General features: G+C 35.3%; 12 protein-coding genes and 1 pseudogene. 6 read left to right on the top strand and 7 right to left on the bottom strand.

The window, feature by feature from the left end; all coding sequences use genetic code 11:
• Window positions 1–46: 46 nt before the first annotated feature.
• From BW936_RS11420 to BW936_RS11405, 4 genes are all read right to left on the bottom strand, one after another.
• Complete coding sequence (locus BW936_RS11420) at window positions 47–964, bottom strand: hypothetical protein (RefSeq protein ID WP_076548530.1); 918 nt, start codon at window positions 962–964, stop codon at window positions 47–49.
• 3 nt (window positions 965–967) lie between these two features.
• Window positions 968–2,401, bottom strand: coding sequence for an MBOAT family O-acyltransferase (locus BW936_RS11415; protein WP_076548529.1), 1,434 nt, complete (start codon window positions 2,399–2,401; stop codon window positions 968–970).
• Window positions 2,402–2,490: 89 nt separating this feature from the next.
• Window positions 2,491–3,516 (bottom strand): NAD-dependent epimerase, encoded by a 1,026-nt coding sequence (locus BW936_RS11410; RefSeq protein WP_076548528.1) that lies wholly within the window; start codon window positions 3,514–3,516, stop codon window positions 2,491–2,493.
• Window positions 3,513–4,910, bottom strand: coding sequence for a nucleotide sugar dehydrogenase (locus BW936_RS11405; protein WP_076548527.1), 1,398 nt, complete (start codon window positions 4,908–4,910; stop codon window positions 3,513–3,515). The genes BW936_RS11410 and BW936_RS11405 overlap by 4 nt, the downstream gene beginning before the upstream one ends.
• 288 nt (window positions 4,911–5,198) lie before the next feature.
• Between BW936_RS11405 and BW936_RS11400 the strand changes: the two genes are divergently transcribed.
• Genes BW936_RS11400 through BW936_RS11385 form a run of 4 tightly spaced genes read left to right on the top strand, consistent with a single transcriptional unit; the run spans window position 5,199 to window position 11,445 of the window.
• Complete coding sequence (locus BW936_RS11400; RefSeq protein WP_076548676.1) at window positions 5,199–6,287, top strand: DegT/DnrJ/EryC1/StrS family aminotransferase; 1,089 nt, start codon at window positions 5,199–5,201, stop codon at window positions 6,285–6,287.
• Entirely contained in the window at window positions 6,284–8,221 is a 1,938-nt protein-coding gene (locus BW936_RS11395) for a polysaccharide biosynthesis protein (RefSeq protein ID WP_076548526.1), read from the top strand. Before BW936_RS11400 ends, BW936_RS11395 begins: the two co-directional genes overlap by 4 nt.
• A 42-nt stretch (window positions 8,222–8,263) precedes the next feature.
• Window positions 8,264–9,046, top strand: a complete 783-nt coding sequence (locus tag BW936_RS11390) for a polysaccharide biosynthesis/export family protein (protein WP_076548525.1) — start codon at window positions 8,264–8,266, stop codon at window positions 9,044–9,046.
• Window positions 9,047–9,078: 32 nt separating this feature from the next.
• The gene (locus BW936_RS11385) at window positions 9,079–11,445 is read left to right on the top strand and encodes a GumC family protein (protein ID WP_076548524.1); all 2,367 of its coding nucleotides are present in this window, start codon (window positions 9,079–9,081) and stop codon (window positions 11,443–11,445) included.
• Window positions 11,446–11,451: 6 nt separating this feature from the next.
• Here BW936_RS11385 and BW936_RS11380 read toward each other — a convergent pair whose 3' ends face one another.
• A complete protein-coding gene (locus BW936_RS11380) occupies window positions 11,452–12,192 on the bottom strand; it encodes a tyrosine-protein phosphatase (RefSeq protein ID WP_076548523.1) in 741 nt (246 codons plus the stop codon).
• 199 nt (window positions 12,193–12,391) lie between these two features.
• Window positions 12,392–13,135, bottom strand: a complete 744-nt coding sequence (locus BW936_RS11375; protein ID WP_076548522.1) for a helical backbone metal receptor — start codon at window positions 13,133–13,135, stop codon at window positions 12,392–12,394.
• Between the two features lie 322 nt (window positions 13,136–13,457).
• Here BW936_RS11375 and BW936_RS11370 point away from each other — a divergent pair, with 322 nt between their 5' ends.
• Complete coding sequence (locus BW936_RS11370) at window positions 13,458–16,835, top strand: methylmalonyl-CoA mutase family protein (RefSeq protein ID WP_076548521.1); 3,378 nt, start codon at window positions 13,458–13,460, stop codon at window positions 16,833–16,835.
• A 166-nt stretch (window positions 16,836–17,001) separates the two neighbouring features.
• Window positions 17,002–17,572, top strand: a pseudogene (gene miaE / locus BW936_RS11365) (tRNA isopentenyl-2-thiomethyl-A-37 hydroxylase MiaE).
• 194 nt (window positions 17,573–17,766) lie between these two features.
• Here the strand turns inward: miaE and murQ are convergent.
• A complete protein-coding gene (gene murQ, locus BW936_RS11360) occupies window positions 17,767–18,582 on the bottom strand; it encodes an N-acetylmuramic acid 6-phosphate etherase (protein WP_076548520.1) in 816 nt (271 codons plus the stop codon).
• Window positions 18,583–18,584 lie beyond the last annotated feature (2 nt).

The following is an 18,584-nucleotide window of genomic DNA, read 5'->3' as shown; positions in this document are numbered from 1 at the left end:
TTTTAGATATATATTAATAAAAATGATTTAAGGTTGAAACTCTTTTTTACTTTCGAGATAATTTTAAAGATACTTGCTCTGCCGCTTCTTCGTGTCCGGTACATGTCCAATGCGGGTCATGTTCAAAGGACCACTCTTTTTCTTTATGATCAACTAGCAAAATTATTTTAAAATCAAAATTAGTCAGTAATTTTAAAATTTCAGGATTACCATTAGGTCTGTATACTAGTGAAATATTGCTTTTGTTAAAAGTTCTGTTTACATAGGATAATAGCTTTTTAAGCTCTTCTCTATCTTTTAAGGTTAAAGATTTGTTTTTTATATTCTCCTTTTTTGGCTTTGCATCATTTTTGTGTTTTATACCAAAAGAATAATTGGTGTATAAGTAATAGATAAGCTTCCAATTATATAAAATCTTTTTTAAACCTGGGGATTTTAGAATACCTGGAATAATCTTTATGTTTTCACTGTCATATTGTGTAATATCCGGCATTTTTTTTATCTGAACCACACTTTCTAATAAGTCGGCATCGTGTATGTATATTAATTGTTGTAGTGGCTGCAGTGAGTCTAAAACTGATGCTATGCTCATTGCTTCAATAAATGAAACTCCAGACCGGGATGCCTCATAGAAATTGTAAGTAGGTAGCATCTTTTTTAAAAATACCGATTGGCGACAGGAATCTGGATTCATGAAATTTTCTACATAAGAATCTCCTATAATGGTGATTAGGTTTTTTCTTGATTTTGGTAATGATCCCGGCCATCCATCTTTATTTATGTGCCAACTATGACTGTTGCCAATCCATTTTCCAGTTTGATTAGGGTTATATTTTTGAATATTGTTTTTATCTATAATCCTGCTAGGAATGTCAGAGGTAACATATGAAAAACGACATACTATTTCACCAAAAAGCAAACTAACAAGACAAAATAAAAATATGTTTTTAAGAAATAATTTCATTTTTTAAAATTGAAAATAAATAAACTCTTGTTCTTGACCTGCAAACTTAAATAAGAGAAGGATTATGCTTAAATAAAATACCCACCTGAAAGTTTTATGCATAAATTGTAACCTTTCTATTGCAAATTTTGATGATCTTCCAAGCCATTCTATACTTAAGAAAAAAAGAATTAAATAATATAGTTCTGAAGGAATGGATAAATTTTTTGCATAGTTATCACTTGTTAAAAGCTTAGAGATATAATTAAAAGCATGTGATATAGAATCTGCTCTAAAGAAAATCCATGCAAAAACAGTTAACCAAAAAGTAAAAAATATTTGAATAATTTCTTTGAAATTAGGGAGCCATCTTCCTTCTGCAACATCATTTGTGTTTTTTCGATTTTTATTGCGTAATAGTAAGGGTAGAAAATATAGTGCATTTAAAAATCCCCAAAATATAAATGTCCAGTTTGCTCCATGCCAAAAACCGCTGACTAAAAATATAATAAAGGTGTTCCGAATTTTCATTTTCGTACCACCTTTGCTACCTCCTAAAGGGATGTATAAATAATCTCTAAACCAAGTAGAAAGTGAGATATGCCACCTTCTCCAAAATTCTGCAATATCCCTTGAAAAATATGGGAATGCAAAATTTTGCATGAGATTAAATCCAAATAAGCGCGATGTACCTATGGCTATATCTGAATAACCGCTGAAATCTCCATAAATTTGAAAAGTAAAAAATAGAGCCCCTAAAATTAATGAGCTTGTGTCGTAACTGGCGTAATCATTAAATATGATATTGGCATATTTTGCGCAATTATCTGCGATAACTACTTTCTTAAATAAGCCCCACAGAATTTGCCTTAAACCTAAAACTGCCAAAGGATAATTGAAATTACGTTTTTGGTAAAATTGAGGTAAAAGATTGGTAGCTCTTTCTATTGGACCGGCGACTAACTGAGGAAAGAAGCTGACAAATGCCGCAAAAGCTATAAAATCAGTGGTAGGTTCAAGTTTCCTTTTGTAGACGTCAATAGTGTAACTGAGCGTTTGAAATGTATAAAAACTAATGCCTACAGGAAGAATTATATCTAAAGTGTTGGGTTGTATTTCTTTTCCAAAAAATATGAATGCTTCTGTAAAACTTTCAATAAAAAAGTTATAATATTTAAAAAAACCTAAAAAGCCTAAATTAATTGTGATGCTAATCCATAAATAAATCTTCCGTTTTATGGAATTTTGTTCTTGCTTTAGTAAATAGCCAATCGTATAATCTACAAAAGTGCTAAATATAATTAATGATAAAAATCGCCAATCCCACCAGCCGTAAAATAGATAACTGGCACAAACAATTAATACATTCTGAAGTTTTAAGTTCTTCTGAACAATAAACCAGTATAACATAAAAGTCACCGGTAGGAAAATTGCAAAATCTAAGGAATTGAAAAGCATTTGGAGTTAATTCATGTTATACAGTGAAACAAAATTTATTTCAAGTTGTAAAATAAATTATGCGGGGGTTCCTTATGTGTATTATATATTTATGATTTGTAAAAAGCTTTATACCACTCCACAAATTGTTGCACACCTTCTTTAATAGGGGTATTGGGGCGGTAATCATAATCTGCTATTAGGTCATCTACATTGGCCCAAGTTTTTTCAACATCACCAGGTTGCATAGGGTACATGTCTTTTTTAGCTACAGTGTCTAAACTTTCTTCTATAGCGGTTATGAAATCCATTAATTTTACAGATTTGCTATTACCAATATTATAGATTTTAAAATCACCTTTCTCTTTAAGCTGTTCCGTGACCGGTTTTTGTATAATACGCACTACGCCTTCCGTAATATCATCTATATAAGTGAAATCGCGTTCAAGCTTTCCGTTATTAAACACCTTTATAGGTTTGTCGTTAACAATGGCATCTGTAAATAAAAACATGGCCATATCTGGTCTGCCCCAAGGGCCATAGACCGTAAAGAATCGTAATCCGGTAGTTTTAAATCCGTATAAATGGCTATAGGAATGTGCCATTAATTCGTTACTCTTCTTGGTGGCCGCATATAAACTTACCGGGTGATCAACGGCATCCGTAGTTTCAAACGGTATTTTTTCGTTCAATCCATATACACTAGAGCTACTGGCATAAACCAAATGCTTGATCTTGTAGTTACGGCAGCATTCTAAAATATTTAGAAAACCCACTACATTGCTATCCACATAGGCTTCAGGATTCTCTAAGCTATAGCGAACACCGGCCTGAGCCGCTAGATTACAGACCACATCAAACTTTTGTGCTGTAAACAGTTTTGGTAGGTGTTCACGGTCTTCAAGACCCAATCTTATGAATGAAAAAGCGGAATGGGTGGTGCTTTCGGTTAATTGGTTAAATGCTTGGGCACCTTCCCTTTGAATGCCTAGTTCGTTTAACCTTGCGTATTTAAGGTTAACATCGTAGTAGTCATTAATATTGTCCAAACCTACTACTTCATGGCCTTTGTTTACTAAACTTTTAGCAACAAAAAACCCAATAAAACCGGCAGCACCGGTTACTAAAATTTTCATGATTGTCCTATTTTATAATAGTTAAAGCCAATGGTTTCCATAGTAGCGCTATCTAAAAGACGTCTGCCATCAAATACAAAAGCGGGTTTTAGCATTTGCTCATAAATGGTTTTCCAATCGTAGGTTTTAAATTCGTCCCATTCGGTTAAAATAGCAATGGCATGAGCTTCTTTAGTAACCTCAATAGGGGTATTGGTTACTTTTAATAATCTTCTGTTTTCTTCTGGAGACCTGGTATTTAGGTAATCTAAATCTGCGTAAATACGTTCTTCTGAAACTTTAGGGTCATAGACTATAATTTCTGCCCGTTCTTCCAATAAGGCATCTGCAACGGCAATGGCAGCAGATTCTCTGGTGTCATTCGTGTCTTTTTTGAACGCCCAGCCATATATAATGATCTTTTTGCCCGAAATAGTGTTGTACAGACTAGAGATAATATTCTCCGCAAAGCGGCTTTTTTGATAGTCGTTGGCGATAATGACCTGCTCCCAGTAATCTGCAACTTCATTTAACCCATATGAGCGGGCAATATAAACCAGGTTTAAGATGTCTTTTTGAAAGCATGATCCCCCAAAACCAACAGATGCATTTAAAAATTTAGGGCCAATGCGACTATCAAAACCTATTGCCCTGGAAATTTCTTGGATATTGGCGTCTGTTTTTTCACATAATGCAGATATGGTGTTTATGGAAGAAACACGTTGTGCCAAAAATGCATTGGCAACCAATTTAGATAATTCCGATGACCACACATTGGTCTGTAAAATACGTTCCTTTGGTAGCCAATGTTCATAAACAGCGCTAAGTGCGTCTTTTGCAGCTTGGCCACTTGGGGTGTCATTACCACCAATGAGCACGCGGTCTGCATGTATTAGGTCTTCAATAGCAGTACCTTCCGCTAAAAACTCCGGGTTTGATAAAATCTCGAAGTTTACCGAATTACCGGTGTTGTCCAATATATTTTGAATGGCTTGTGCAGTTCTTACAGGAAGCGTTGATTTTTCAACAACTATCTTGTCATCTTTGGCTACTTTGGCAATGTTACGCGCACAAAGTTCTATAAATTTTAAATCTGCAGCTTGCCCTTTTCCTTTACCGTAGGTTTTGGTTGGGGTGTTTACAGAGATAAATATCATTTGAGCTTCGTCGATCGCTTTATCTACCTCAGTGGAGAAAAATAGGTTTTTACCGCGCCGTTCGGCTACAATTTCTTTTAGTCCAGGTTCATATATAGGTAGTGTATCTAGGTCATTGGTATTCCATTGGTCAATACGGTCTTTATTGATGTCAACCACAGTAACCTGTATTTCCGGACATTGTTTGGCAATAACCGACATGGTAGGGCCACCAACATAACCAGCACCGATGCAACAAATTTTTGTAATACTTTTCATTACTAATTTTTAGGAATTAAAAAGACAAAGATTAGAAAATAACGGTCCATTAGGAAATATATTTTAGATGAACTCGTGAAATACACGGTGAAAAAGCGGGTAGATAGGTTAAATGGGGAATAGCATATCATTTAACCGATAATTTGTAAGGATTAAACGAAATATACTATTAAATCAGAGCAATGAAGAAATGTATAGTTAATTTTGAACTTTATATTTGTAATCCTAAATTGACAACTATTGAAAACCGTTTCTACACCTACTAAAATATGGCTTTCCTCTCCGCATATGGGAGGCACAGAACAAGACTACGTAAAAGAAGCTTTTGATACTAATTGGATCGCCCCGCTAGGGCCAAACGTTAATGCTTTTGAACAGGCCATAAAAGAGGAGTTGGGGAATACGGTTCATGTAGCCGCTTTGAGTTCTGGTACGGCAGCCATACATTTGGGACTGGAGTTATTGGGAGTAGGGAAAGGAGACGATGTTATTTGTCAGAGCTTTACATTCTCTGCATCTGCAAATCCCATTTCATATTTAGGAGCACAGCCGGTATTTGTTGATAGTGAATTGGATACTTGGAATATGTCTCCTGAATTATTGAGAAAAGCCATTGAAAGTGGAATCAAAGAAGGAAAGAAACCAAAAGCGATTATTGCCGTACACCTGTATGGTATGCCGTATAAGGTTACTGAAATTAAAGCTATTGCAGATGAATTTCAAATACCTGTATTAGAAGATAGTGCCGAAGCTTTAGGAAGCTCTTATCATGAAATGCCCTGTGGAACTTTTGGCGATATAGGTATATTGTCATTTAATGGCAATAAAATTATTACCACCTCTGGTGGTGGTGCCTTGGTTTCCAAAAACAGAACCTATGCTGAAAAAGCGGTGTTTTTAGCAACACAGGCCAGAGATGAAGCCCCGCATTACCAACATTCTAATATTGGATATAATTATAGAATGAGCAATGTGCTTGCAGGTATAGGTCGCGGACAAATGGAAGTTTTGGACGACCGGGTGAAGGCACGTAGAAGTAACCATCACTATTATAAAGAACAATTAGGTCAATTTGAAGAAATTGAATTTTTAAATGAGCCAAACGGTTATTTCTCCAATAGATGGTTAAGTTGTATCTTAACACCATCTTTTGAAATAAGAGAAAAACTTAGGTTAGCCCTTCTAAATGAGAATGTTGAGTCTAGACCGTTATGGAAACCATTGCACTTACAACCCATATTTAGTACTGCTAAGCATTTTGTAGACGGCACCTCAGCATCATTATTTGAAAGAGGTCTGTGTTTGCCTAGTGGCTCCAATTTATCTAATGAAGATTTGGAACGTGTTGTAATAACCATCAAAACCGTTTTATCATGATACAGAAATACCTAAATTATAGTGCGCAACGCTATGCCTCTAAATGGCTTGTGTTGTGTATAGACTTGATCACGGTAGTTTTTTCTTTTATGCTATCTTATTTTATTCGATTCAATTTAACCTTGGATTTTGATGTTCATAATTTTTTTGTTCAAGTTCCGCTAATAGCCACAGCTTCGTTAATTGCTTTTTTAATAGTAGGTTCTTATAAAGGGGTAGTAAGACATACAGGAGTAAGGGATGTATACAATATATTTAATGCGGTCTGCTTTTTTAGTATACTGGTTATTTTTGTAGTACTGGTCAATAGGCAATTAGATATACTAAGCCAGTTTACTATTCCATTGTCAATCATCATCATCAATAGTTTGATTACTTTTATAGGTCTTGCCGCTTCACGTTTTGTTTTTAAATCATTCTACAACAAAATGAATAGCTCTATTAAGGTTACCAAAAATATTTTGATCTACGGAGCAGGAGATTCAGGTGTTCTTACGCACAGTGCAATCAATAATAATACAAAGAGTAGGTACAAGGTAATTGGGTATATAGATCGTGATGCCAAGAAAATAGGAAAAAATATCAACGGAATACCCGTATTTGCAAGAAAGACTTTGACAGAAGCTTTTATAGTGAAGAACAATATTTCTGAAATCATTTTCTCTATACAGAATATCAATTCGGTTAAATTAAGAAAAACCGTTGAGGGATTGGTGGACTTGCCTATTGTCGTTAAAATAGTGCCGCCTATTGAAGATTGGATCAATGGGGAATTAAAAGTATCGCAAATAAAGCAAGTACAGATCGAAGACTTACTGGATAGGGCACCTATTTCTATAAAAAACAGTAAAATTGCTATGGAGCTGATGAACAAAACCATTATGGTAACAGGTGGTGCAGGGTCTATAGGTAGTGAAATTGTTAGGCAGATCTGTAATTACTCCTATAATTCATTGATCGTTATAGACTCGGCGGAATCGGCATTGTATGATCTTCAGCAAGAATTAAAACAAAACGGATTCCATAATTTTATTCCAATTGTATCCGATATTCGTGATAAGAATAGAATGAACGCTTTGTTTAGTGAGCACAGGCCTAATGTAGTTTTTCATGCAGCTGCCTATAAACATGTTCCTTTAATGGAATACAACTCCTATGAAGCCATTAAAATTAATATTGGAGGGACAAAAAATGTAGCAGACCTGTCTTTGATACATGGTGTTGAGAAATTTGTCTTTGTTTCTACCGATAAAGCTGTGAACCCTACCAATGTTATGGGAGCCACCAAGCGTATAGCAGAAATGTATATTAGCTGTATGCAGAAAGAGAATAAAACAAAATTTATTACTACTCGTTTTGGAAATGTATTAGGTTCTAATGGGTCGGTTATCCCCTTATTTAGAAAGCAAATTGAAAAAGGAGGACCGTTAACATTGACTCATAAAGATATTACACGTTATTTTATGACCATACCAGAAGCTTCACAATTGGTTTTGGAGGCTGGAGCTATGGGAGAAGGCGGTGAAATATTCATATTTGATATGGGAGAGTCTGTTAAAATTTATGACTTAGCTAAGAATATGATTAAGCTATCTGGACTTCGCTACCCAGAAGATATTGATATAAAAATTACCGGTCTACGACCAGGAGAGAAATTATATGAGGAGTTGTTGGCCAATGGGGAGAATACATTGCCTACCTACCATCAAAAAATAAAAATCAGTAAGGTGCGTGATGTAGATTATGCTAAAGTCCGTTCTAAAATTGATGAGCTATGTATTACAAATATGTTTTTTAGTGGGAACACCGTTAAATTAATGAAGGATATAGTTCCTGAATATGTTTCTAAAAATTCTGATCTTTGTGAACTGGATAAACCTGATGCCAAGTCTAACGACCACACTATTTCTAAGTTAAAAATTGTTCAACCCTAATCCACTTCATATAAATTGAAGTATATAAACACTATAAAAAAAATGAATACATTGAGAACTACTGTTGGTAAATTAGTATCCTGTTTTGTAATTGGAGCATTTGTTATTTCTTGTGCTTCTCCAAAAGATGTTGTTTATTTTCAAGATGCATCTAATTATGAAACCATAGTCAGTGATAATTCTCATACCAATACATTTAAAGTAGATGATGTTATTGGTATTAATGTGTCTACATTAGATCCAGCTGCAAGTATTCCTTTTAATTTGTTTTCTAGTGCTGGAGGTGAAGGCGGTTATAGTCAGCCAAGAGAATTGGATTATATTGTGGATAAAAATGGTGAAATTGATTTTCCTGTTCTAGGGGCTATAAAAATAGTAGGCCTTACACCAGAGGAAACCAAAGAGTTGTTAAAAGAAAAATTACAGCCTTATTTAAAGAATCCCATTATAAATTTACGTTTAAGAAATTTTACGGTTACGGTTTTAGGAGAGGTAAATCAACCAGGAACCTATCAGGTTAATGGCGAGCAAATAACAGTATTAGAAGCTATTGGCCTTGCTAATGACCTAGGTATAAAAGGTAGACGTGATAATGTTTTGGTTATTAGGGATTTTAACGGTACCAAGGTATATACCCGAATTGATCTGACTAGTAAAGAGGCGTTAAACTCACCAGAGTATTATTTAACACAAAATGATGTGGTTTATGTTGAGCCAAATAAATCTGCGGTAACCCAGTCTACATTAGATGGTAGGGCAGGTTTAACGGTATCTATTGCCTCTTTAATTATTACCACAGCTGTAATTATTCTTACAAGAAACTAGATTTGATTACTTACCCAATTCTATAATTTACTATGAGTTTTTCCGAAAAGAAAGAAGATATAAAAAATGTTATTGCCACGTATGCCAAACATTGGAAGTGGTTTATAATATGTGGTGTGCTGGCCCTTATTTTTGCTTATTTTAATATAAGGTATACCATTCCTGAATATAATGTACAATCTCAGATTCAAATTGTTCAAGAAAAAAATGCAGGTAGTGAACTTGGTGTTTTTCAAGATTTGGATATTATGGGAGGTACCTCCAAGCAGGTAGAAGACGAAATTGAGATTCTGGGTTCCCGGTCTAATTTTATTGAAGTAGTCAAAGAATTAGAAACCAACATCCAGATCAGTGCCTTAGGAAATGTCATAAATTCTGAAGTATATGGAAACCCGCCAATAAAAATTAATTTTATTGCTGCAGATTCTATTGTTCATAATTCAAAATACAGTTTCTTTATTACGTTTTCATCGCCAACAACGTTCAGTTTTACGGAGAATGAAGGGGATCCGGCAAAAGTATATTCTTTTGGAAATGGTATTAACACTCCTATAGGCGATATGGTAATAACACCAAACGTAAAAGATGTCAAAGCTTTAATAGGAAAGGATTATCATGTATCTATTAATTCTGTAGAAAATGTGGCCAGAGCCTTAAAAGCTGCCGTTTCAATTTCGGTCACCGAAGAATATTCTAATATTTTAGATGTGTCTATGGTGAGTGCCATACCAGAAAAGGCAAGGGATATCATTGATAAATTAATTGAAGTGTACAATAGAAATGCGGTAGACGAGAAACGACGTATTGCAGACACCACCTCTGATTTTATTAATAACCGAATTCAATTGATTTCTGGAACGCTTTCCGATGTAGATCAAGACGCCCAAGAATTACTTACCCAAAAAGGAATGACCGGTTCAGGTTTAGAAGTAGGAGCGGCAGTTCAAGTAAGTGCAGGCAGTCGTCAGAATCTTGAAAATGCCAAAGTGCAATTACAAATGGTAAGCGGTCTAAAAGAATATGTAAATAATGAAACCGGTTATGATGAAATGCCCGTAGTTGATGTAGGGAGCGGTGCTTTAAGTCAGGCTACGGTACAGTACAATACACTTGTTGCTGAACGAAAACGTTTATTAAAAAGTGCAGATGAAAGAAACCCGATGATCGTTAACCTTGATGAACAATTAGATGGTATTAGAAGTACCATGCAATCAAGTTTAAGTACTATGGAACGTAATGTGGGTATGAACGTTAGTACGCTACAAAATCAACTAGGCCGTATACAGGGAACTATTTATTCTGCTCCAGAAAATCAACGAGAACTAAGGAATATTACCCGAAAACAAGAAACTACAGAATCACTCTATCTGTATTTATTACAAAAAAGAGAGGAGTCACAGATTGCCTTTGCTTCTGCGGCACCTAAATCAAATATTATAGATAAAGCTTTTATTTCAAGTCCTACTCCCGTGAAACCTAAAAAAGCTATTACCTATCTGGCAGCTTTAATGCTAGGTTTGTTATTGCCATTTGGAGTTATTTTTGCAAAGGATCAATTAGATACTAAGATTCATAACAAGCATAGTTTAGAGTCTTTAACACAAGATGTTCCTGTTTTGGGCGAATTGCCAAGGCTCTCAAAAAAAGATAGTAAGATTATTATAAATGATGACCGATCTGTTTTAGCAGAAGCTTTACGAATAATACGAACAAACTTAGATTTTCTGATTAAAACAAAACACGCTACCGATAGAAATAAGAACAATGTTGTTTATGTTACCTCTAGTACACCCGGGGAAGGAAAAACCTTTGTTTCTTCTAATCTTTCCATGATATTGGCCAGTACCGATAAAAAGGTTTTGTTGGTAGGTGCAGATATTAGAAACCCCAAATTATACTCGTTCTTTTCAGGTGATTCTGTAGATAAACTAAAAACACCTTCTAGAAATAAAGACGCCGGGTTAACAGAATTCTTGTTAGATGATACTATCCAAGTTAAAGATATCATTAGACCCATGTTAGTGCATCATAATACCATAGATGTCATTTATTCAGGAAAGATACCACCAAACCCTGCTGAGCTTTTAATGAGTTCTAAAATAGAAGATTTATTGGCTGAAGTTTCTGATATGTACGATTATGTTATTGTAGATACAGCACCAATGATGGTAGTTAGTGATACGTTATTGATCGCACCTTTTGCCAATCATATCATTTATGTAACAAGAGCCGGAGTAACGGACGAAACTGCAGTGAAGTTTCCTTTGAACCTTCGTGATGAAGGTAAATTAAAAGGAGTTTCTTTTGTGGTGAACGATGTTACCTTAGATGAATTGGGGTATGGAGGTAAGTACGGTTACGGATACAGTAAAACAAGTAAAAAGTGGTGGAAATTTTAAATTTTCTTATTTAAAATTATATATAGTCTTTTCAATAATAGGCTTAATAAGCATCAATGTTTTTTCATTGATGCTTATTTTTTTGAGGTAATTCAGTTGTGATATTCTATGTACGTCACTAGCAATAAAATCTATGAGGTTGTTCTTTAGCAGGTATAAAGCAGTTTGTTTCACTTCTTTACCGTAATAGTCACCAATAGATAACATATTCATCTGGAATAACAGTCCATCGTTCTTATATTTTGCATATGCCTTTAGGTTTTTATGTAGGTACGCATACCTTTCCGGGTGTGCAAAAATTGGAAATAAACCCGTGCTCTTGATTTTATTGACCGAACTATCAAAATTAATAGATGCCTGTAAATAAGACATTTCTATTAACAGGTAATTTTTAGCCAATGGCATAATTTGTTTGTCATTAAGGATTTTTTCAAAACCAGAATCAATCATATGTTCCGCTGCAGCTGCTACGTTTATATGCTCTAAATTGCTCATTTTTAAAGCATTATTAAGTAGCAATAACGAACTAGCAATTGTAGTGGGATCATTAGGATAATAATTCTCCATAATATGTGGAGTACAGATAAAATGGGTTACTCCAAATTCGTTAAATCCTTTTATAAGGTCAATAGCATCTTCAACAGTCTTTGCTCCATCATCTATACCTGGTAAAATGTGATTATGAATATCTATAAAGCCATCTAAATGGTCAATTAAGAAATGTTTTTTAGAGAAAAAGCTGAACATAAATTAAAATGCTATTTTAGTTATCTGAAGATTTATTGTGTACCAAAGTTACCATAAATTACCATCATAAGTTTTTACGAAAGCTACAATGTAGAATGGCTATTTTTTATTACCTGTATAATACGGTACTTTAAAGTGGATAACTATAAATAACCTCTATTATTTTAGCTGTATCAGTAAAAACTATAGTTTAGGTGTTTTAGAGGGCAATATGTAATTTTCTGGAGCCATACCAAGAAAAGAATTCTCCGTCCACTAATTCTATTTTTGTGTTTTTTAGAGTACGCTGAATGGTCTGTAGATGCTCTTCTTTAAATGGATAGGGCTCAGATGATAGTAATACCACATCTGGATCAATAGCTTCAATTTCTTGTAAGCTTACTATAGGGTAGCGGTTTTGGTCTGCAAATACATTTATATATCCACATCGGTTTAGAATGTCATTGATATAGGTGTCGCCACCAACGGTCATATACGGGTCTTTCCAAATAAGATACACAACTGTTTTTGTCGGTGCTTTAGGCTTTAAGATTAGGTTTAATTGATCGATAATTTCTTTTGCTTGAAAACTACTAGCTGTAATTGAACCAATTTGGGCAATCATTTTTAGACTATCATCAAATGTTTTGACATCACTTATCCATACGGGAGCAGATGTATTTAAATATTCTATTTGCTCTTTGATGTTTTCCTCTTTATTAGCTAGGATTAAATCAGGATTTAATTGTAGAATTTTATCTAAATTCAAATCCTTTGTGCCACCAATCATATTTTTTAAGAGATAGGGTTTATTAGGGTGTACGCAGAACTTGGTACACCCCACTACTTTATCGCCCAACCCTAAATCGAACAATAATTCTGTGATGGAAGGAACAACAGAAACTATTCTACTAGGCCTGCGATGAATTGCAACTTTATTTCCTAATTGATCGGTATAAATCATGAGTATAGCAATGAAATAGCGGCGTAAATCTAACCTTTTTTATGTGAAGTAATGAGTATGGGAAAAGAAGACATGAGTTTAAAAATATCAATTCGATAAATTTTAGATTAAATTTTATGAATAATCCAGATTTTCAGTGTCTTATTGAAGAAAACTTAAATAGTGCTAATTAAAATGGCTATTTTCGTATCAGCTAAAAATTGTTGTTGCAACATCAATATTTATAAAAGCTGTACTGTATTGAAGTAGGATTTATGGAAGCATGATTTATACATCATGCAAGAAAAAATACAGGTTATTAAAAATATAAATGAGTAGAGAAATGAACGATAGCATACAAACTCCATATAGACCGGTAAACCATATACGTATTGTTACCGCGGCTTCCCTTTTTGATGGACACGATGCCGCTATAAATATTATGCGTAGAATTATACAATCTACGGGTTGTGAGGTTATTCATTTAGGTCATAACCGTTCTGTACAGGAAATTGTAGATTGTGCTATTCAGGAAGATGTGCAGGCAATTGCTATTACCTCTTACCAAGGCGGACATGTAGAGTATTTTAAATACATGTATGATTTGTTGCAAGATAGAGGAGCATCTCAAATTAAGTTGTTTGGCGGTGGTGGTGGTACCATTCTTCCAGAAGAGATAGCTGAATTACATGCCTATGGTATTGAGAGCATTTATTCTCCAGATGATGGTCGTGAAATGGGACTGCAAGGTATGATCAATGACCTGATACAGAAAAGCGATTTTCCGGTAGGAGCACAGCTGAATAGTGAATTCTATAATCTTGAGAAGCTTGGTTATACAGATATTGCAAGATTGATTTCGTCTGCGGAGAACTTTCCAAAAGAACATGAAGCGGTTTTAAACAGCATTAGAAAAAAGGTGGAAACAAAAACGGTTGCTCCTGTACTAGGTATTACGGGGACAGGTGGCTCTGGTAAATCATCATTGGTAGATGAATTGGTACGTCGTTTTCTTACCGATTTTGAAGATAAAAAGATTGCGGTTATTTCCGTGGACCCATCTAAACGAAAAACTGGTGGAGCATTATTAGGTGATCGAATACGTATGAACGCTATTTTTAACGATAGGGTATATATGCGTTCATTGGCAACACGCCAGTCTAATTTGGCCTTGTCAAAATACGTAAAAGATGCCGTAGATATTACCAAGGCTGCTGGTTTTGATTTAATTATTTTGGAAACCTCGGGTATTGGGCAGTCAGACACTGAGATTACCGAACATTCAGATGTGTCGTTATATGTGATGACGCCGGAATATGGAGCGGCTACGCAATTAGAAAAAATTGACATGCTTGATTTTGCCGATTTAATTGCACTTAACAAGTTTGATAAACGCGGTGCATTAGATGCATTGCGAGATGTAAAAAAACAGTACCAGCGTAATCATCTATTGTGGAATACTCCAGCAGAAGAGCTTCCGGCTTATGGGACTATTGCTTCCCAATTTAATGATCAAGGAATGAATCAGTTATACCGGGCAGTTATAGATGCTTTGGTAGAAAAGACCGGTGCAGAGGGCTTAAAGTCAAGTTTTGAAAGTTCTAGAGAAATGTCTGAGAAGATTTACATCATCCCACCAAAACGAACTAGATATCTTTCTGAAATATCAGATATTATTCGCGATTACAACGAAAGGACTGAACATCAAAAAACAGTTGCCCAAAAACTTTTTAGCCTTAACGAATCAGCTGAAATACTAAAAGACGAGGAAGATGTATTAAAAGCTATTGAAGCCGCGAAGGAAGAATTGCGATTAGACCTTGATCCGCATAATCAAAAGATAATTGATGAGTGGAATGAAAAGAAGGCAAATTACGAGGGTAATTTTTTTACCTATGTAATTAGAGGTAAAGAAGTGACGGTAGAAACAACGACCAAATCGTTATCGCAGACAGCAATTCCTAAGGTAATTTTACCTAAGTATGAGGGTTGGGGAGATATTTTAAAATGGTCTTTACAAGAAAATGTACCGGGGGAATTTCCTTTTACGGCTGGTGTATTTCCGTTTAAAAGACAAGGGGAGGATCCAACCAGAATGTTTGCGGGCGAGGGCGGACCTGAAAGAACGAATAAGCGTTTTCATTATGTTTCAAAAGGATTGCCGGCAGCGCGCTTATCTACGGCTTTTGATTCGGTAACATTATATGGAGAAGACCCGGATGACCGACCGGATATTTATGGAAAAATTGGAAACTCCGGAGTAAGTATTTGCTGTTTAGATGATGCAAAGAAACTATATTCTGGGTTCGATTTATGTGCGCCAACGACATCGGTTTCCATGACCATTAACGGTCCCGCAGCTACTATTGCCGCATTTTTTATGAACGCCGCTATAGATCAGCAATGTGAAAAATATATTAAAGCCAACGGATTAGAAGGTGAAATAAATAAAAAAATTGACGCCATCTATAAGAAGTTAGGTGCCAAGCGCCCAACATATGCAGGCGAATTGCCAGAGGGTAATGATGGTCTTGGATTATTTCTGTTAGGGGTAACCGGTGATCAGGTTTTAAAGGCAGATGTATATGCTGAACTTAAGTCAGATGCTTTGTCTAAAGTTAGAGGCACGGTACAAGCAGATATTTTAAAAGAAGATCAGGCACAGAATACTTGTATTTTTTCTACGGAATTTTCACTGCGTTTAATGGGTGATGTGCAACAGTATTTTATAGATCAGAAGGTTCGTAATTTTTATTCGGTTTCCATATCTGGGTACCATATTGCCGAAGCAGGTGCAAACCCTATAAGTCAACTAGCATTTACACTTGCCAATGGCTTTACTTTTGTAGAATATTACCTTTCTAGAGGTATGCATATTGATGAATTTGCGCCTAACCTTTCCTTTTTCTTTAGTAACGGACTTGACCCTGAATATGCCGTGATTGGTAGGGTGGCAAGAAGAATTTGGGCAAAAGCCATGAAATTGAAATATGGGGGGAATGAACGTTCACAAAAGCTGAAATATCATATACAAACATCGGGTCGTTCTTTACATGCGCAGGAAATCGATTTTAATGATATTAGAACAACACTACAAGCGCTTTACGCTATTTATGATAATTGCAATTCATTACATACCAATGCATATGACGAAGCAATTACCACGCCAACAGAACATTCCGTAAGAAGAGCTATGGCAATACAATTGATCATCAATAAAGAGCTAGGGTTGGCTAAAAATGAGAACCCTATGCAAGGGTCTTTTATAACCGAAGAACTAACCCATTTGGTGGAAGAAGCTGTTATGGTAGAGTTTGATAGAATTACCGATCGTGGCGGAGTGCTTGGAGCTATGGAAAGCATGTACCAGCGTAGCAAAATTCAAGAAGAAAGCCTGTATTATGAAACGAAGAAACATACGGGAGAACTGCCGATCATAGGAGTGAACACCTTTTTGTCCTCAAAAGGTTCGCCCACTGTAATACCAGATGAAGTTATTCGTGCAACAGAAGATGAAAAGAAGGTACAAATAAACAATCTTGAAGATTTACAGCTTAGAAATGCTATTGTTGCTGAAGAGTCCTTAAAAGCATTACAAGATATCGCCTTGAAAAATGAGAATACGTTTCAACAATTGATGGAAACCACTAAATATTGTTCTTTAGGTCAAATTACACATGCTATGTTTGAAGTGGGAGGGCAGTACAGAAGAAATATGTAGTTGTATAGTGTGTAAATGATTAATATACTATTAACGCAGTTTAGCTTTTTGTTATAGTCGATTTTAGGATTTAATAGTATGCTTACGCTTCATATTTAAAAATTATATGAGACTTTAATGGTTGTATTTTTAGAACTGACACCTACTTTTACAAAAAACGAATATCATGCTACATCTAAAATTAGCTACTGATCCACATTGTGGAGAAAAATCTAGAGGAGATTCTAACGGATCACGCATGGTGCGAACAGAAAGCGGCAACTAATGCCATAACCATAATCACCTTAAATTCTGAATACCCAGATTTGGTGACCGATTTGCTTCTTTTAGCGCAAGAAGAATTAGTGCATTTTCAAATGGTGCATGATATTATAAAAGAACGCGGTTACACACTGGGAAGAGAACGTAAGGACAGTTATGTAAATGAGTTGTATAAGTTTATGAATAAAGGAGGCAACCGGCTACAGTCAATGGTAGACCGGCTTTTATTTTCTGCCATGATCGAGGCACGTAGTTGTGAGCGATTTAAATTACTTTCAGAAGAAATTCAAGATCCGGAATTAGCTAAGTTTTATCGTGATTTAATGATTAGTGAAGCTGGTCATTATACCACATTTATTGGCTTTGCCCGTAAATATGGGCAAGATGTTGATGTCGACAAACGCTGGAAAGAGTTAGTTGAATTTGAAGCGGAGGTGATTCAGAATTATGGTAAAGAGGAGACGATACATGGTTGATGACTTGTTGCCGGTGTCTATTTTTGATATCGTAAGTGTAGAACCTATATTTTAAAAAGGGACCTAAGCTTTGAGGGGCAATAAGCCCCGACATTTCTATAATTGCAGTAAGGTTAAGTAAAAATTTAATATTCGCCTTTAATGTGCCTAAGTATGGAATTTTTGGTCTATTTTAATTCTTTTGAGTACTTGATTTATTGATTATAGTACTCAATAGATTTTCTAACACTACCATGTTTAAGCAATAATGATTTGGCAAGATTTTCCGATATTTCTAGTGTTTCCATTATCATTTTAGTACCACGGTCTACTAGCTTTTTATTGGATAGTTGCATATCTACCATCTTATTTCCTTTAACTCTGCCCAGGTGGATCATTATGGATGTGGAAATCATATTCAAAGCTAATTTTTGAGCTGTGCCCGCTTTCATTCTAGTGCTGCCAGTAACAAATTCTGGACCTACGATTAATTCAATTGCACAAACAGCTTCTTTTGATATTAACGAATTTTCATTGCACGAAATGCTTCCGGTAAGGATGTTGTTTTCATTAGCACATTTTAATCCTCCTAGTACATATGGGGTAGTGCCTGAAGCTGCTACCCCAAGAAGCACATCATTTTCATTAATTTTAAACTGTTCAAGGTCTTTCCAAGCCATATTTTCGTTGTCCTCTGCGTTTTCAACTGCTTTTCTTAATGCTATGTCCCCACCGGCGATTAAGCCTATAATCCAATCGTCGGATACTCCAAAAGTTGGCGGGCATTCAGAAGCATCTAAAACCCCAAGTCTGCCGCTAGTACCAGCTCCAATGTAAAACAGTCTTCCACCTTTTTTCATTCTAATTAATGTTTGCTCAACAAAATTCTGAATTGAAGGGATGGCTTTTTCTAAAGCCAAGGGAACCAATTTGTCTTCTTTATTCATGTTAACCAACAATTGGTTAACATTCATTTGTTCCAGGTTATCATAACGAGATGACTGTTCGGTTGTTGGTTTATATGCGTTCATGG

The organism is Maribacter ulvicola, from assembly GCF_900155985.1.
Classification (GTDB): domain Bacteria; phylum Bacteroidota; class Bacteroidia; order Flavobacteriales; family Flavobacteriaceae; genus Maribacter; species Maribacter ulvicola.
The sequence above is the reverse complement of the archived record's forward strand: the minus strand, read 5'-3'. Positions and strand labels throughout refer to the sequence as shown.

What these genes read in the sequence shown, in the direction of transcription:
- BW936_RS11420 (WP_076548530.1), bottom strand. Translation starts at nt 964, where the DNA reads ATGAAATTATTTCTTAAAAACATATTTTTATTTTGTCTTGTTAGTTTG.
- BW936_RS11415 (WP_076548529.1), bottom strand. Translation starts at nt 2,401, where the DNA reads ATGCTTTTCAATTCCTTAGATTTTGCAATTTTCCTACCGGTGACTTTT.
- BW936_RS11410 (WP_076548528.1), bottom strand. Translation starts at nt 3,516, where the DNA reads ATGAAAATTTTAGTAACCGGTGCTGCCGGTTTTATTGGGTTTTTTGTT.
- BW936_RS11405 (WP_076548527.1), bottom strand. Translation starts at nt 4,910, where the DNA reads ATGAAAAGTATTACAAAAATTTGTTGCATCGGTGCTGGTTATGTTGGT.
- BW936_RS11400 (WP_076548676.1), top strand. Translation starts at nt 5,199, where the DNA reads ATGGGAGGCACAGAACAAGACTACGTAAAAGAAGCTTTTGATACTAAT.
- BW936_RS11395 (WP_076548526.1), top strand. Translation starts at nt 6,284, where the DNA reads ATGATACAGAAATACCTAAATTATAGTGCGCAACGCTATGCCTCTAAA.
- BW936_RS11390 (WP_076548525.1), top strand. Translation starts at nt 8,264, where the DNA reads ATGAATACATTGAGAACTACTGTTGGTAAATTAGTATCCTGTTTTGTA.
- BW936_RS11385 (WP_076548524.1), top strand. Translation starts at nt 9,079, where the DNA reads ATGAGTTTTTCCGAAAAGAAAGAAGATATAAAAAATGTTATTGCCACG.
- BW936_RS11380 (WP_076548523.1), bottom strand. Translation starts at nt 12,192, where the DNA reads ATGTTCAGCTTTTTCTCTAAAAAACATTTCTTAATTGACCATTTAGAT.
- BW936_RS11375 (WP_076548522.1), bottom strand. Translation starts at nt 13,135, where the DNA reads ATGATTTATACCGATCAATTAGGAAATAAAGTTGCAATTCATCGCAGG.
- BW936_RS11370 (WP_076548521.1), top strand. Translation starts at nt 13,458, where the DNA reads ATGAACGATAGCATACAAACTCCATATAGACCGGTAAACCATATACGT.
- murQ (WP_076548520.1), bottom strand. Translation starts at nt 18,582, where the DNA reads ATGAACGCATATAAACCAACAACCGAACAGTCATCTCGTTATGATAAC.